The organism is Streptomyces sp. NPDC015242 (genome assembly GCF_043079125.1).
In the GTDB taxonomy this organism is placed as follows: Bacteria; Actinomycetota; Actinomycetes; order Streptomycetales; family Streptomycetaceae; genus Streptomyces.
The window spans coordinates 351,587-366,858 of sequence record NZ_JBIBUF010000006.1; the positions used below are offsets into that span (position 1 = coordinate 351,587).

Annotated in this window: 10 protein-coding genes; 6 read left to right on the top strand and 4 right to left on the bottom strand. The window is 71.3% G+C overall.

Annotated features, from left to right (window positions below):
• Positions 1-37 precede the first annotated feature (37 nt).
• Positions 38-1,909 (top strand): exo-alpha-sialidase, encoded by a 1,872-nt coding sequence (locus ACF07N_RS22105; RefSeq protein ID WP_392115504.1) that lies wholly within the window; start codon positions 38-40, stop codon positions 1,907-1,909.
• An 11-nt stretch (positions 1,910-1,920) separates the two neighbouring features.
• On the top strand, positions 1,921-3,162 hold the full coding sequence (locus ACF07N_RS22110; protein WP_392115506.1) for a DUF4185 domain-containing protein: 1,242 nt from the start codon (positions 1,921-1,923) through the stop codon (positions 3,160-3,162).
• Here the strand turns inward: ACF07N_RS22110 and ACF07N_RS22115 are convergent.
• Positions 3,098-4,114 carry a bile acid:sodium symporter family protein gene (locus ACF07N_RS22115; RefSeq protein ID WP_392115864.1) on the bottom strand — a complete coding sequence of 339 codons (1,017 nt, stop codon included), beginning with the start codon at positions 4,112-4,114 and terminating at the stop codon, positions 3,098-3,100. The genes ACF07N_RS22110 and ACF07N_RS22115 overlap by 65 nt on opposite strands.
• 172 nt (positions 4,115-4,286) lie before the next feature.
• On the opposite strand from ACF07N_RS22115, the gene ACF07N_RS22120 reads away from it, so the two are divergent.
• From ACF07N_RS22120 to ACF07N_RS22130, 3 genes are all read left to right on the top strand, one after another.
• Entirely contained in the window at positions 4,287-5,165 is an 879-nt protein-coding gene (locus tag ACF07N_RS22120) for a LysR substrate-binding domain-containing protein (RefSeq protein WP_392115509.1), read from the top strand.
• Positions 5,166-5,464: 299 nt separating this feature from the next.
• The gene (locus tag ACF07N_RS22125; protein WP_392115511.1) at positions 5,465-7,291 is read left to right on the top strand and encodes an AMP-dependent synthetase/ligase; all 1,827 of its coding nucleotides are present in this window, start codon (positions 5,465-5,467) and stop codon (positions 7,289-7,291) included.
• A gap of 158 nt (positions 7,292-7,449) precedes the next feature.
• Positions 7,450-8,241: an aldo/keto reductase gene (locus ACF07N_RS22130; protein WP_392115867.1), complete on the top strand. Its 792-nt coding sequence runs from the start codon at positions 7,450-7,452 to the stop codon at positions 8,239-8,241.
• A 66-nt stretch (positions 8,242-8,307) separates the two neighbouring features.
• Here ACF07N_RS22130 and ACF07N_RS22135 read toward each other — a convergent pair whose 3' ends face one another.
• From ACF07N_RS22135 to ACF07N_RS22145, 3 genes are all read right to left on the bottom strand, one after another.
• Entirely contained in the window at positions 8,308-9,009 is a 702-nt protein-coding gene (locus ACF07N_RS22135; protein WP_392115514.1) for an SDR family oxidoreductase, read from the bottom strand.
• An 85-nt stretch (positions 9,010-9,094) separates the two neighbouring features.
• Entirely contained in the window at positions 9,095-10,051 is a 957-nt protein-coding gene (locus tag ACF07N_RS22140) for a class I SAM-dependent methyltransferase (RefSeq protein WP_392115517.1), read from the bottom strand.
• Positions 10,052-10,200: 149 nt separating this feature from the next.
• Positions 10,201-11,922 carry a glycoside hydrolase family 6 protein gene (locus ACF07N_RS22145; protein WP_392115520.1) on the bottom strand — a complete coding sequence of 574 codons (1,722 nt, stop codon included), beginning with the start codon at positions 11,920-11,922 and terminating at the stop codon, positions 10,201-10,203.
• Positions 11,923-12,321: 399 nt separating this feature from the next.
• On the opposite strand from ACF07N_RS22145, the gene ACF07N_RS22150 reads away from it, so the two are divergent.
• Positions 12,322-15,240, top strand: a complete 2,919-nt coding sequence (locus ACF07N_RS22150; protein ID WP_392115523.1) for a glycoside hydrolase family 48 protein — start codon at positions 12,322-12,324, stop codon at positions 15,238-15,240.
• The last annotated feature ends 32 nt before the right edge of the window (positions 15,241-15,272 follow it).

A 15,272-nucleotide genomic window follows, 5' to 3' on the forward strand; every position in this document is an offset into this window, starting at 1 on the left:
GGTCCAGCCGACAGACGCATGAAGGGCAGGTCGCACCATGCCGTCAAGTCTTCGCACCCGTCTGAGATCCACCCTGACAGCCGCCCTGGCCGCCGCGGCGCTGCTCGCGCCCACCGCACCGGCCGAGGCCGGACCGGCCACGGCGTCACCGGAGTTCGAGCAGCAGGTCCTCTTCAAAGCCTCCCAGGACCCCGGGTACGCATGCTTCCGGATCCCGGCGATCGTGCGCACCACCACCGGCACGCTGCTCGCCTTCGCCGAGGGCCGCGTCCTCAACTGCGGTGACGCCGCCGACATCGACATCGTCCTCAAGCGCTCCACCGACGGCGGCCGCACCTGGGGCCCGCTCCAGGTCGTCAACGAGGGCGCGGGCGACACGCACGGCAACCCGGCGCCCCTCGTGGACGCCCGCACCGGCCGCGTCCTGCTGGCCGAGACGTACAACACCGGCCGCACGGACGCCGGGAACTGCCAGATCCCCTGCGACCGCACCCCGCACCTGCAGTACAGCGACGACGACGGCCGGACCTGGTCGCGGCCGCGCGACCTGAGCGACGAGATCCTGCCCGGCGACTGGAACTCCTGGTACGCCACCGGCCCCGTGCACGGCATCCAGCTGACCCGCGGCGAGCACGCCGGGCGACTGGTGTTCGGCGTCAACACCGAGACGTGGAACGGCAGCCGAGTCTCCGCGAACCACGCCGCGCTCGTCGTCAGCGACGACGGCGGCGACCACTGGCGGATCGGCGCCACCGACTCCTGGCCGATAGAGCAGGACGGCACGTTCCGGCAGAAGCCGTCCGAGGTGACGCTCACCGAGCGGGCGGACGGGACCCTGCTCGTCAGCGGCCGGGAGCAGGACGGCACCGACCTCGGCCACCGCGCCCAGGCGTTCAGCACGGACGGCGGCGACAGCTTCGCCTCTCCCTTCCGGGCCCTGCCGGACCTCTACACGCCGCAGGTGCAGGGCGCCACGCTGCGGCTGGGCGACCGCATGCTGCTGTCCGCCCCGGCCGACCCCGACCGCCGCCGCACGATGATGATCCGCTCCTCCTACGACGGCGGGCGCACCTGGGAGAGCGTGGACCGGGGCACGGTCGTCACCACGGACTGGTCCGGCTACTCCGACATGGCGGCGGTCGACGGCTCGACGGTGGGACTGCTCTACGAGGGCGGCGCGGCCGACGCCCGGGACGAGATCCGCTTCGCCCGCTTCACCGAGGACTGGCTCAAGCCCCGCCGGGGCGCCGACCCGACCACCCGTGACGCGGCGGCGGGCGCCAAGCCGGCGGCCGTCCTCGGCGGCGCCGGGCGGACCGCCGGGGTGCGCGGCAGCGCGATGTCCTTCGACGGTGCCGACGACGCCGTTCGCCTGCCGTACCGCTCACAACTGCCGCTCGGCGAAGGCGACTTCACGGCGTCCCTGTTCTTCCGCTACACGGCCGCGACCGGCGAGCAGCCCTTCCTGTGGATGGGCGGCATCGGCGGCACCCAGCCGCAGGTCTGGCTGCGCGGCGAGCCGGCGAACGACCGGGTCCGGGCGCTGATCACCACCCGGTCGGGCGCCGCGACCGTCCGGACGGCCTCGGTGTGGAGCGACGGCGCCCGCAACGACGGCCGCTGGCACCACCTGGCGCTGCGCCGCGGCGGCGGGCAGCTCACGCTCTTCCTGGACGGCGAGGCGGTCAGCACCGCGGACGTGGCCGGCTCGGTCAGCCGCAACTCCCCCTTCGGCGTGCACATCGGGCAGCGCATGGACAGCAGGGCGCACCTCACCGGGGCCGTCGACGACGTCCGCGTGTGGAACCGGGCCCTGTCCGACAGCGAGCTGGCCTCCGGCGCGTCGGGCGCGGCCGCACGGGGCACGGTGCTGTGGCTCCCCATGGACCAGGTGAGCGGCAGCAACTAACGTCACGGATCGTGCCCGACGACGCATCCGCAGCACGAGCACGACAGCTCGCGGGAACCGGGATCGGCCTGCTGCTGGTCCTGGTTCTCGGCGCCGCGCTGCTCATCGCCCTGCCGGACGGCGAGGAGGCGCCACCCGGCGGCGGCGCCTGCCGGGCCCGCACGGTCCGCTCCTGGCAGGCGGACGAGCGCCTCACCGCCGAGTTCGCCCGCTACGGCGACGACGCCGGCCGCACCGACGACTGGACCGGCGGCGACGGCACCCACTCGGTGCGGCTGCCGGACGGCCGGGTGCTGTGGCTGTTCTCGGACACCTACCTGGGCCGGGTGTACGGCCCGCCCAACCCGCACGGCGAGTCCTACACCTGGCGGGACTCCGCCGCGCCGCTGGTGCGCAACTCGGCCGTGCTGATGCGCGACGGCCGGCTCGAATCCACGCTGCCCGCCCCGCTCTTCGCGGACCCGGCGCCCCACCAGTGGCGCTGGCCGGTCGCCGCCCGCGTCGAGCCCCGCTCCCCCGGCGCCGACGAGCAGGTCGTCCGCGTGCTGCTGTGGGTGCGCACCGCCGGCCCCGCCCCGTGGATCTACGGCGTCCCCACCGCGACCGAGGTCGCCACCCTGTCCCTGCCCCACCTGCGCCTGGAGTCGGTGGTCAGGGTCCTCGACCAGCAGCTGGTCCCCGACCCGTCCCGGCGTGTGCTGTTCGGCACCACGCTGGTCGAGGAGGACGGCTGGAGCTACGTCTACGGCGGCGACGACGGCCGCGCCGCCTCCCGCCCCGCCTCGCACGCCTACGCGGCCCGCGTGCCGGAGGGCAGGCTCGCCGACCCGGCGGCCTGGCAGTTCTGGGACGGCTCCGGCTGGGCGGCCGGCGCACGCCCCCGGCCGGTGCTCGGGGACGGACGGCGGCGCGGCGTGGGCAGCGCGTTCACGGTGGTCCGGGACCAGGGGACGTACGTGCTCTTCACCATGGCCACCGGCACCAAGGGCCTGACCACGGTGGCCGCGTACTGGGCCTGCTCCCCCGAGGGCCCGTGGCACGGCCCGGCGAAGGAGTTCAGCCCCGCGCTGCCACCGGGCCAGGTCGCCGCCTACAACCCGCAGGCGCATCCGGTGCTCAGCGGCGACGGGCGGCTCGTGCTGAGCTACGACGTCAACTGGCTGGAGACCACGAGCGCCGCCGACCGGCTCAGCCGGAACGTGTCCCTGTACCGGCCGCGCTTCGTGACGCTGCGGCTGGCTCCGCCACGCTGACGCCGGCCGCGCCGGGGTCGTGCGAGCGGCGCTTGGCGATCACCGCGCAGACCATCAGCTGCATCTGGTGGAACAGCATCAGCGGCAGCACGGCCAGGGAGGCGTGCGCCCCGAACAGGACGCTCGCCATGGGCAGTCCGGCGGCCAGGGACTTCTTGGAACCGGCGAACTGGAGCGTGATCCGGTCCTCCCGGCCGAAGCCCAGCGCCTTCCCGCCGTACCAGGTCAGCAGCAGCATCACGGCGAGGATCACGGCCTCGACGGCCAGCAGCCCGCCCAGCCTGAGCGGGCTGACCCGGTGCCAGATGCCCTGGACCATGCCCTGGCTGAACGCGGTGTAGACGACGAGCAGGATCGAACCGCGGTCCACCAGGCCGAGGACCTTCTTGTGGCGGGTGACGAAGCCGCCGATCCAGCGGCGCAGCACCTGCCCGGCGAGGAACGGCACGAGCAGCTGCAGGACGATCTTCAGCAGCGAGTCGGCGGAGAAGCCGCCGCCGCTGCCGCCGAGCAGGGAGGCCGCGAGCAGCGGGGTGGCGACGATGCCGACGAGGGAGGAGAAGGAGCCCGCGCAGATGGCGGCGGGCACGTTGCCGCGGGCGATCGAGGTGAAGGCGATCGAGGACTGCACGGTCGACGGGACGAGCGTCAGGAAGAGCAGCCCCTGGTAGAGCGGGTCGGTCAGGATCACGGGCACCAGCCCGCGGGCCGCCAGGCCGAGCAGTGGGAAGACGGCGAAGGTGCAGGCCAGGACGGTCAGGTGCAGCCGCCAGTGGCGCAGCCCGTCCAGTGCCTCACGGGTGGACAGCCGGGCCCCGTACAGGAAGAACAGCAGGGCGATCGCCGCCGTGGAGGCACCGGAGGCGACATCGGCGGAGGTGCCCCGCGCCGGGAGCAGCGCGGCGACGCCCACCGTCGCCAGCAGGAGGAGGACGTACGGGTCGATCGGCATCCGGCGGGGCCGGCGCAGGCGTTTCACGAGGCTCCACTCACTCGGTACGGACGGGACGGGCGGATCCCGTGCGGGCCGGGACGGCCCCCTTCCATCCTGCTCCCCGCCGCGGCGATCGGGAATCCCGTATACCGCTCTGACTGTCATCACGTTCCACGATAGGCTCCGTCGCATGTACGACCCCTCCCATTTGCGGACCTTCCTGTCGGTCGCCCAGACGCTGAGCTTCACGCAGGCCGCACGGCGGCTCGGGCTGCGGCAGTCGACGGTGAGCCAGCACGTCCGGCGGCTGGAGGACGCGACCGGGCGGACGCTGTTCACCCGGGACACCCACTCGGTGGAGCTGACCGAGGACGGCGAGGCCATGCTCGGTTTCGCGCGCCGCATCCTGGAGGTGCACGAACAGGCGGCGGCCTTCTTCACGGGCACCCGGCTGCGCGGCCGGCTGCGCTTCGGCGCCTCGGAGGACTTCGTACTGACCCGGCTGCCGGAGATCCTGGAGGGCTTCCGGCACGAGCACCCGGAGGTCGACCTGGAGCTGACGGTGGAGCTGTCGGGGACGCTGCACGAACAGCTGGCCGCCGGGAAGCTCGACCTGATCCTCGCCAAGCGGCGCCCGGAGGACCCGCGCGGCGCGCTGGTCCGGCACGACCGCCTGGTGTGGATCGGAGCGGAGCGGCTCCGGCTGGATCCGGACCGGCCGGTGCCGCTGATCGTCTACCCGCCGCCGGGCATCACCCGCGCCCTCGCCCTGGAGGCGCTGGAGCGTCAGGGCCGGGAGTGGCGTGTGGTGTGCACGAGCGGCAGCCTCAACGGCCTGGTCGCGGCGGCCCGGGCCGGACTCGGCGTGATGGCCCACTCCCGCGGCCTCATCCCGCCGGGCCTGGTGCGGGTGCCGGACCGGGCGGGGCTCCCGGAGCTGGGACAGGTCGACTTCGTGGTGGTCCACGGCCGCCACCGCTCCGCCGCGCAGGGCGCCGCCGACGCCCTCGCGGCGGCGCTCCTGTCGGGCGGGGACCGCCTGCACCGCACGGCGCACAAGGGCCGGTGACCGGCCGGAGTGACGAAATCCGCGGCCTGCGCGCTGGGAGAAGAGACACCGCGGCGGCGCCCCGGCGACCGGCCGCCGGAGTCGTACAGATTCGGTGGAGATTACGGGACCGAAACTTACTCAATCGTCAGTTTCCTGTCCGACCCTTCCCCATGTGAGCGCATTTTCCCTCGCTGACCAGCGAGGACAAGAGTGCTGCTCACGTTCGGCCCCCTCCCGCGCATTGGTTGCTTGAGGTAGCTTTCACGGCGCTGTGCGGAGCGTCACTCGACTGAAGCGCTGAGGAGCGGGGAGCGGGTTTGCGCGAGTTTTCCAACCCTCCGTTGGCGTTGGCACCTCCGGTGGGCGGTCTGGCCGACGTGGTGTTCGAGCATGCCCGGCAGGACCCGCTGCACATCGCGCTCGGCCGCAAGGACGACACCGGCCGGTGGCGGGACGTCACCAGCGCCGAGTTCCGGGACGAGGTCCTGGCCCTGGCCAAGGGGCTGCTGGCGAGCGGCATCCGGTTCGGCGACCGGGTCGCGATCATGTCCCGCACACGCTACGAGTGGACGCTGTTCGACTACGCGCTGTGGACGATCGGCGCCCAGGTCGTGCCGGTCTACCCGACCTCCTCGGCGGAGCAGTGCTTCTGGATGCTCTACGATGCCGAGGTGACAGCCGCGGTCGTGGAGCACGAGGACCACGCCATGACGATCGCCACCGTCATCGACCGGCTGCCGCAGCTGCGCCGCCTGTGGCAGCTGGACTCCGGCGCCGTGCACGAGCTGTACGACGCGGGGGCGCACCTCGACGACGAGGTGGTGCACCGCCACCGGCAGGCCGTCACGCCCGACTCGGTCGCCACGATCATCTACACCTCGGGCACCACCGGCCGCCCCAAGGGCTGCGTCATCTCGCACGGCAACTTCATGTACGAGGCGGACACGGTCATCGAGCGCTGGGAGCCGGTGTTCCACTCCAGGAAGGGCGACGAGGCGGCGACCCTGCTGTTCCTGCCGCTCGCGCACGTCTTCGGGCGGATGGTCCAGGTCGCGGGGATCCGGGGCAAGGTCAAGTTCGGCCACCAGCCGCAGCTCAACGCGGCGGCCCTGCTGCCGGACCTGGCCGCCTTCAGGCCGACCTTCTTCCTCGCGGTGCCGTACATCTTCGAGAAGGTGTTCAACGCGGCCCGCCGCAAGGCCGAGAAGGAGGGGCGCTCCGGCCCGTTCGAGAAGGCCGTGGACGTCGCCATCAACTACGCCGACGCGATGGAGGCCAAGGCCTGGGGGACCGGCCCCGGACCCTCGGCGGGACTGCGCATGCAGCACCAGCTGTTCGACAAGCTCGTCTACTCCAAGATCCGCGCCGCGATGGGCGGCCGCATCAAGCACGCCATGTCCGGCGGCTCGGCGATGGACCGGCGGCTCGGGCTGTTCTTCGCCGGCGCGGGCGTCCACATCTACGAGGGCTACGGCCTGACCGAGTCCACCGCCGCCGCCACCGCCAACCCGCCCGGGCGCACCCGGTTCGGCACGGTCGGGCAGCCCATCCCGGGCATGACCGTGCACATCGCGGACGACGGCGAGATCTGGCTGAGCGGCCACAACGTCTTCCAGGGGTACCTCAACAACCCCAAGGCCACCGACGAGGCCCTGCAGGAGGGGTGGCTGGCCACGGGCGACCTGGGCTCGCTCGACGAGGACGGCTACCTCACCATCACCGGCCGCAAGAAGGAGATCCTGGTCACCTCCGGCGGCAAGAGCGTCTCCCCCGGGGTGCTGGAGGAACGCGTCCGGGACCATCCGCTGGTCAACCAGTGCATCGTCGTCGGCAACGACCGCCCCTACATCGCCGCCCTGGTGACCCTGGACCAGGAAGCCGTGGAGCACTGGCTGGCCATGCGGAACAAGCCGCGGATGTCCCCGGCGGAACTGGTGCGCGACGCGGATCTGGAGAGCGAGGTGCGGCGCGCGGTGGTCGCGGCCAACACCCTGGTCTCGCAGGCCGAGTCCATCCGCACCTTCCGCATCCTCGCCCAGCCCTTCACCGAGGAGCACGGGCTGCTGACCCCGTCGCTGAAGCTGAAGCGCAAGGCGATCGAAAAGGCGTACGAGAACGAGGTCGAGGCGCTGTACCGCGCGTGACCCCGGCTCCGACGGGGCATCCGTGGGTTGCGAATTCTCCCGTCAGGAATGCATCACGGCTCGTGATCGTTGACGATGGGAGTACCACTGACCGCACACCGAAGGATCGAGAGCTCGTGAGCAAGGTCCCCCCGATCAAGCTGAACAACGGCGTCGAGATGCCCCAGCTGGGCTTCGGCGTCTGGCAGGTGCCGGACGACGAGGCCGAGACGGCCGTCACGACGGCGCTGGAGGCCGGGTACCGCAGCATCGACACAGCGGCGATCTACGGCAACGAGGAGGGCACCGGCAAGGCCATCGCCGCCTCCGGTCTCCCCCGCGAGGAGCTCTTCGTCACGACGAAGCTGTGGAACGCCGACCAGGGATACGACTCCACGCTGCGCGCCTTCGACACGTCGCTGGAGAAGCTCGGCCTCGACTACGTCGACCTGTACCTCATCCACTGGCCGACGCCGGAGCGGGGGTTGTACGTCGACACCTACAAGGCGTTCGAGAAGCTGCACGCCGACGGCCGGATCAAGGCCATCGGCGTCTCCAACTTCCTGCCCGAGCACCTGGAGAAGCTGACCGGCGAGACGTCGGTCGTCCCCGCGGTGAACCAGATCGAGCTGCACCCGCACCTGCAGCAGCAGGACGCCCGTGAGTACCACGCGGAGCACGGCATCGCCACGGAGGCCTGGTCGCCGCTCGGCCAGGGCAAGGGCCTGCTGGAGGTCCCGGCGATCGTGGCCATCGCCCGCAAGCACGACCGCACGCCCGCGCAGGTCGTGCTGCGCTGGCACATCCAGCTGGGCAACGTGGTGATCCCGAAGTCCGTGACGCCCTCGCGGATCAAGGAGAACATCGAGGTGTTCGACTTCAGCCTGGACACCGAGGACCTCGCGGCGATCAGCGCGCTGAACGAGGACCGCCGCCTGGGCCCGCACCCGGCGGAGTTCAACGGAGCCTGACGCGCACCGACGGCGCACCGGTCCCGAAGCCCTGAGGGCTCGGGACCGGTGCCGGTCGCGGGCCGGCTAGACCGGCTGCCCCACCGGCCGTACGACGACCGTGTTGACGTCGACACCGGCCGGCTGGCGCATCGCCCACACCACCGAGTCGGCGATCTGGCCGGCGGTGAGCAGGTGGCCGGGCGGGAGGCTGCCGTAGGTGTCCCAGAAGGGGGTCTCCGTGCGGCCGGGCGCGATGAGGGTCACGCCCACGCCCCACTCCGTGACCTGCCGCCGGGTGTTCTCGGCGAGACCGGTCACGGCCCACTTCGTCGCGCCGTAGATGTTGCCCGGCGAGGGGACGAACCCGGCGACGCTGCCGACGAGCACGATCCGCCCGCGCGTCTCCTTCAGAGCGTCGATGGACGCCCTGATCAGCAGGGCCGGGCCGAGGACGTTGGTCAGCACCATGTCGGGCCAGCCGGCCGGGTCGCCCTCGGCGACCGTGTCGTGCGTGGCGAAGCCGGCGTTGGCGACGACCGCGTCCAGCCGGCCGAACTTCCCGAGGGTCGCGCCGACCGCAGCCCGGACGTCGTCGTACACGGCGGTGTCCCCGGGGACGGTGAGCAGCCCCTCGGGCCGCCCGAGCTCCTGCGCGAAGGCGTCGAGCCGCTCCTTCCCCCGTCCGGTGACGGCGACCCGGTACCCGGCGTCCAGCAACTGCCGTGCGACGGCGGCGCCGATGCCGCTGCCGCCGCCGGTGATGAGCGCCACCTGGTTCTCGGCCATGAAATCCCCCTGCGTGTCCGGTCGGAACTGCGATGCCGGGGAGTCCATCAGTTGACGCGCTCTCGAAGTCAAGGGCCCGCGGCCGCTAGCCGGGGCGGACCGCCGTGTGGACGGTGTGGGCCTCCAGGACGAACACGTCCGGGCGGTGGTGCAGGCTCGCGTCGTCGTCGGGGTCGAGGAGCCGGTCCAGGGTGGCGACGTCCTCGGCGTCGAGTGCTTCCCCGAGCCGGTCGCGCCGGCGGGACAGGGACGTGATGACGTAGGCGCGCGCCCGTTCCGCGGCGGGGGCGGGCAGGTCCAGCAGGAACGTGTGCGACCGGGTGGGCTTCAGGCCGGCGGCGGCCAGGAGGGCGGGCCAGTCCTCCGTCACCGCGACGTGGCCCGGCAGCTCGTGGCGCATCCGCGTGAACCACTCCGCCTCCACCGCGTCGATCCGCGCCTGCAGCCCTGGCCTGCCGATGCCGATGTCGCGCGGCAGGTACCGCGGGGGCAGACCGCCCTCCACGAGGGCCAGCGTGCCGCCGGGCGCGAGCCGCTCGGCGAACGCGGCGAGAGCGGCCCGCTGGTCACCGAGGTGGTGCAGGCTGCGGCTGGCCCAGAGCAGGTCGGCCGGGTAGTCCAGCTCGCCCAGCACGTCCGGCAGCTCTCCGGTGATCGTGCCGAAGCGGTCGGCGATCCCCTGCCGCTCCGCCCGCGCGCGGGCCCGCTCCAGCAGCGGCTCGGAGCCGTCCACCGCGACGATCCGCGCGCCCGGGAAGGTCTCGGCGAACAGGCATGCCACGACGCCCGGCCCGCTGCCCGCGTCGACGATCAGACCGGGCTCGGTCACCTCCTGCGCGAGCCAGCCGAGGGCCCGCTCGTACAGCGACGCGAACAGCTCCGCCGAGGACTCCAGCATCGGGCCCATCTCGGCCCAGTCCGGGTGGACGTGTTCGTCACCCCGCCCGTGACCGTGCCCGTGTCCGGGTCCCTGCCCGTGTCCGGTTCCGTGCCCGTGTCCGGTTCCGTGCCCGTGTTCGTTGCCGTGGTGGTGGTGCGCCATGGTGGCCAGCCTCTCGCTCGGATGCGGTCAGCGTGCGACGGCGCACCGCGGGAAGACCACCGTTGTTGCCGCTCCGGCAAGAAAATGCCCGCACCCATCCGCCGGGGCGCAAGGCCCCGGCGGATGGGTGGGGACGGGGTGTCAGCCGCTCACGACAGCGGCGGGTACGCGTTCTGCATCAGCTGCCGGAACTGGGCGGAGAACCACTGCCCGGAGATCGGCGCGTCCGGCAGGGCACCGGACATGTTGTTGTTGTTGCGCGGGTTGCCCGTGTAGGTCGGGTCGCACATGCGGTCGAAACCCTTGCCCTCGTTGTTGTCGATGGCCTTGCTCGACCCGTCGGACTCGCCCGGGGGCTTCATCCACACGTACGCGTCGATCCCGGTGGCGGGGTTGGCCCGCGGGCGCTCGCCGAGGCCGGCTCCGGCCTGGTTGCACCAGTTGCCGGGGTGGATGCGGCGGTCGTAGCGGCCGCCGTCGACATAGGCGTCCACGGAGGTCTGCGGACCGGGGCCGGCGGGCCGGGCGGTGCCGCCCCATCCGTTGCGGGAGGTGTCGATCAGCATGCCGATGCCGGACGGGAAGCCGATCGAGACCAGCTGGTTGCGGAAGGCCTGGGCGAAGGAGAGCTCGTCGGTGTAGCGGTTCCAGTCGACCCACTTCGACTCGCGCACGGACTTGCCCGCCACGTTGTCGGTGATGGAGAAGTTGTTCTCCTTCAGGGCGCTGTAGTTGGCCGTGTTGGTGATGAAGCCGTGGACGTCGTTGACGGTCGCGCCCTCGGCGGTCGCCGCCTCTTTGAACAGGGCCGCGGAGGGGGCGAAGTTGTCGTCCCAGCCGATCCAGCCGTGGTGGCCGGCGTCGACGTAGTTGTAGACGTTCGGCACGTCGCCGAGCTTGTTCAGCGCGTAGCCGACGCCCTTGACGTAGTTGCCGTTGGCCTTCATCACGTCGCACTGGGGAACGGCCGTCGGGCGGCTGCCGGTGTTGGTGACGAGGTTGGGCAGGGAGTCGATCTCCACCGTGGTGACGATCCGCAGCGAGGCGTACTTCGGGTCGGCGAGGATCGCCTTGATCGGGTCGATGTACTCGGTCTTGTAGCGGTCGATCTCGTCGGCCTTCAGCTCGCCGTTGGAGGCCAGGGCGGAGCAGTCCCGGCCGGGCAGGTTGTAGATGACGAACTGGACGACGAGCTCGCCGGAGCCCTTCTGGCGCAGGGCCTCGTCGAGGTGGGCGCGCAGGCCCATCTTGCCGCCGGCGCCGTTGATCGCTGCGATCCGGTCCAGCCAGACACCGGTGGGCTGGTTGGCGACGCGGCTGCCGCCCGGCTCGGCCGCGGCGTTCGCCGACCACTCCGGGTTCACGTACATCTTGGCGCCCTCGTAGGGGTTGTTGACGCGGTTCGCGGGTCCGCCCGGGTCCGGCGGGTCCGTGGGGCCGCCGGAGCCTCCGTCGTCGACGTTGCAGGTCACACCGTCGAGGGTGAAGGTGGCCGGGACGGCGTTGCTGCCGCTGTAGCTGCCCTGGAAGCCGAAGCTGACCGAGGCGCCGGTCGCCAGCTGGGCGTTGTAGCTCTCGTTGGCCGCGGTGACGTCGGCGCCGCTCTGGCTGAGCTTGGCGTTCCAGCCGCTGGTGACCTTCTGGTTGCCGGCGTAGGACCACTTCAGCGACCAGGAGGACTTGGCGGCGCTGTTGTTGGTGAGGGTCACGGCGGCGGTGAAGCCGGTGCTCCACTGGTTCTGGATCTTGTAGTCGACCGTACAGGGGACTGCGGTGGTGCCGAGGCCGCCGGGGTCGACGGCGAACGCGGTACCGGTCGCGCCGGCGACCAGGGCCATGGCGGCCAGTAACGCTGTTCGGGTACGGCTCATGAGTGCGGGTGTCCCTTTCGCTGGGGGGTGTCAGCCGTTCAGGGCGCGCTCCGGCACGGACTTACGGAACCGGGTGCCGGCACGCGAGCAGCAGAGGACGTCCGCACGGGCGGGGACTGGGAGAACTGATCGCGAGAGGTGTCGCATGAGCGACTCCTTGCAGGCCGGGCCCGCCGTGACGGACGCGTCGACTGATGGAACCGCTCCCACTGGTGTCAAGGAAGGTAGCGCCAAGTTCCGGGGAAGAACAGGGGAGTTGCCGACTTTCCGGCAACCGGTGGTGTCGAATCTTTTCGACTCTTCGAACATCTTGACCGGTACCTGACGCATCCGCACTATGGGAGCGCTCCCACTGGTTCAGGCCTTGAATTCTCCGAGCCGCAAGGAGGAACCAGCACCATGCATCCCCCACCCCGGAGACGCGGAGCCGTGCGGCGGTTGTGGACCGCCGCCCTCGCAGCTCTCGCGCTTCCGCTGACGATGCTCTCCTCGGGGTCGACTCCCGCGCAGGCGGCGCCGCTCCAGTGCAGCGTCGACTACAAGACGAACGACTGGGGTTCCGGCTTCACGGTGGACCTGACCCTCACCAACCGCGGCACGGACGTCATCGACGGCTGGACGCTGACCTACGCCTACTCGGGCAACCAGCGGCTGGGCAACGGCTGGAACGGCAGCTGGTCGCAGTCCGGCCAGAACATCACCGTGAAGAACGCCGCGCACAACGCCCGTGTCGCGGCGGGTGCCGCCGTCTCCACCGGCGCCCAGTTCAGCTACAGCGGCACCAACACCGCGCCGACGTCCTTCTCGGTCAACGGCACCCCGTGCACCGGTGCGCACCAGCCCCCGATCACCGTGCTGACCAGCCCGGCCGCCGGTGCCGTCTACAGCCAGGGCGAGAGCGTCCCGCTGGCCGCCACGGCCGCCGCCGCGGACAACGCCACGATCAGCAAGGTGGAGTTCTACGACGACACCACACTGCTCGGCACGGACACCAGCGCGCCCTACGCGCTCTCGGTCTCCAGCTTGACCGTGGGCAGTCATTCCCTGGTGGCGAAGGCGTACGACAGCATGGGCGCCTCGGCCAGTTCCACGCCGGTCGGCATCACCGTCGCCTCCGGCCCGGCCGTCGTCGCCTCCCCGCTCCAACTGGGCGTGCAGTCGGGCAAGTCGGGCACGTACGAGGTGAAGCTGTCCAAGCAGCCCGCCGCCAGCGTGACGGTGACCTCGGCCCGCGCGAGCGGCAACACGAACCTGTCGGTCTCCTCCGGCGCCTCCCTCACCTTCACGCCGCAGAACTGGAACACCGCGCAGAAGGTGACGGTGACCGCCGGGGACTCGGGCTCGGGATCGGCCGTGTTCGAGTCGACGGCCGCCGGGCACGCCAAGGCCGCGGTCACGGTGACGCAACTGGCCGCGTCGAAGGCGTACGAGGCCCGCTTCCTGGAGCTCTACGGGAAGATCACCAACCCGGCGAACGGCTACTTCTCCCCCGAGGGCATCCCGTACCACTCGGTCGAGACGCTGATCGTCGAGGCGCCGGACCACGGCCACGAGACCACCTCGGAGGCGTACAGCTACCTGCTGTGGCTCCAGGCCATGTACGGCAAGGTGACGGGTGACTGGTCGAAGTTCAACGGCGCGTGGGAGCTCATGGAGAAGTACATGATCCCCACCAAGGCCGACCAGCCGACCAACTCCTTCTACAACCCGTCCAAGCCGGCGACCTACGCGCCGGAGCTGGACACCCCGCAGGAGTACCCGGCCAGGCTCGACTCCGGCGTCCCGGTCGGCCCTGACCCGATCGCGGCCGAGCTGAAGAGCGCGTACGGCACCGACGACGTCTACGGCATGCACTGGCTGCAGGACGTGGACAACGTCTACGGCTTCGGCAACGCGCCGGGCAAGTGCGAGGCGGGCCCGTCCGACACCGGACCGTCGTACATCAACACCTTCCAGCGCGGCGCGCAGGAGTCGGTGTGGGAGACGGTGCCGCAGCCGACCTGCGACGCCTTCAAGTACGGCGGCAAGAACGGCTTCCTGGACCTGTTCACCGGTGACGCCTCCTACGCCAAGCAGTGGAAGTTCACCAACGCGCCGGACGCCGACGCGCGAGCCGTGCAGGCCGCCTACTGGGCGGACCTGTGGGCGAAGGAGCAGGGCAAGGGCGGGCAGGTCTCCGCGACGGTCGCCAAGGCGGCCAAGATGGGCGACTACCTGCGCTACTCCATGTTCGACAAGTACTTCAAGAAGATCGGCAACTGCGTCGGACCCTCGGCCTGCCCGGCTGGGACCGGCAAGGACGCCTCGATGTACCTGATGTCCTGGTACTACGCCTGGGGCGGCGCCACCGACACCAGCGCGGGCTGGGCCTGGCGCATCGGCTCCAGCCACGCCCACGGCGGCTACCAGAACCCGCTGGCCGCGTACGCGCTCGCCAACTACGCGCCGCTGAAGCCGAAGTCGGCGACGGGCGCGGCGGACTGGGCCAAGTCCCTCGACCGGCAGCTGGAGTTCTACCGCTGGCTGCAGTCGAACGAGGGCGCCATCGCGGGCGGCGCAACCAACAGCTGGGCGGGCAGGTACGCGACCCCGCCGGCGGGCAAGTCGACGTTCTACGGCATGTACTACGACGAGAAGCCGGTCTACCACGACCCGCCGTCCAACCAGTGGTTCGGCTTCCAGGCGTGGTCCATGGAGCGGGTCGCCGAGCTGTACCAGCAGACGGGCAACGCGCAGGCCAAGACCGTCCTCGACAAGTGGGTCGACTGGGCGCTGTCCAAGACCACGTTCAACCCGGACGGCACGTTCCGGATCCCGTCGACGCTGCAGTGGTCGGGCCAGCCCGACACCTGGAACGCGTCGAGCCCCGGCTCCAACAGCGGGCTGCACGTCAGCGTGGTGGACTACACGAACGACGTCGGTGTGGCGGCCGCGTACGCCAAGACGCTGACGTACTACGCCGACCGCTCGGGTGACACCGAGGCCGCGGCGGCCGCCAAGAAGCTGCTGGACGGGATGTGGGACAACCACCAGGACGCCCTCGGGATCTCCGTCCCGGAGAACCGGGCCGACTACAACCGGTTCGACGACCCGGTGTCCGTGCCGAGCGGCTGGACGGGCACGATGCCGAACGGCGACGCGATCAACTCGTCGTCGACGTTCGACTCGATCCGGTCCTTCTACGAGGACGACCCCGCGTGGTCGAAGATCGAGAGTTATCTCGCGGGCGGGGCCGTGCCGTCGTTCACGTACCACCGGTTCTGGGCCCAGGCGGACATCGCCCTGGCCATGGGCTCGTACGCGGAGCTTCTCGAATAGCCCCCGCCGGGCGCCCCCCCGAGAAGAGGGGC